Genomic DNA, 331 nt, shown 5'->3' on the forward strand with positions numbered 1-331 from the left:
CTCCCCGGGGACTATCGTGGCCTCCCACGTCCTTCATCGGTTCCTGGTGCCAAGGCATCCACCGTGCGCCCTTAAAAACTTGGCCACAGATGCTCGCGTCCACTGTGCAGTTCTCAAACAACGACCAGACACCCACACTCGACGACCCCAAAGGACCGCCTCGCATGAGACCGGCAGTACTGAAGAAACAGACCATAACGGCCGTTCCCTCAGGACCCAACAACGTGCCCGACACACCCGATCAACAATCCGTCTTCCACGCCGAAGCAGTACTAACGAATGCCAACCCAGTGTGCCGAATAGTCAACGTTCCACCCATGAGCGACCGTGC

Annotated in this window: 1 rRNA gene; it reads right to left on the reverse strand. The window is 58.3% G+C overall.

Going from position 1 to position 331, the window contains the following annotated elements:
- Window positions 1-85: ribosomal RNA gene (locus tag PUR61_RS28750) — 23S ribosomal RNA — on the reverse strand; the annotation flags it as partial.
- Window positions 86-331 lie beyond the last annotated feature (246 nt).

It is taken from the genome of Streptomyces sp. BE20, assembly GCF_036322525.1.
Classification (GTDB): domain Bacteria; phylum Actinomycetota; class Actinomycetes; order Streptomycetales; family Streptomycetaceae; genus Kitasatospora.